The organism is Peribacillus sp. SIMBA_075 (assembly GCF_046534585.1).
Genome location: NZ_JAWRYN010001776.1, coordinates 1 through 228, shown reverse-complemented (window position 1 = coordinate 228; position 228 = coordinate 1). Strand labels below are relative to the sequence as shown.

The 228-nt window shown below is 51.8% G+C and carries 1 pseudogene; it reads left to right on the top strand.

Annotation, left to right across the window (positions count from 1 at the left end):
* Window positions 1-14 precede the first annotated feature (14 nt).
* A pseudogene (locus SB775_RS34545) lies at window positions 15-228 on the top strand (heat-inducible transcriptional repressor HrcA); the annotation flags it as partial.

The window sequence follows — 228 nt, the reverse complement described above, 5'->3', positions numbered from 1 at the left end:
AGATGGTCAATATCTTGAACGAGCGGCTTATCGGCGTCTCGCTGTATGATCTGCATAGGCGCCTCGAGCAGGAAACGCTCGCGCTCTTGCGCCAGCACATCGAACGTTACGGGGAATTGTTCCGGACGTTCCAGCAGGCACTGCTGCTTCCCCGAGCGGATAATGTGTATTATGGAGGCAAGCTGAATATATTGAAGCAGCCGGATTTCCATGATATCCAAAAAATCC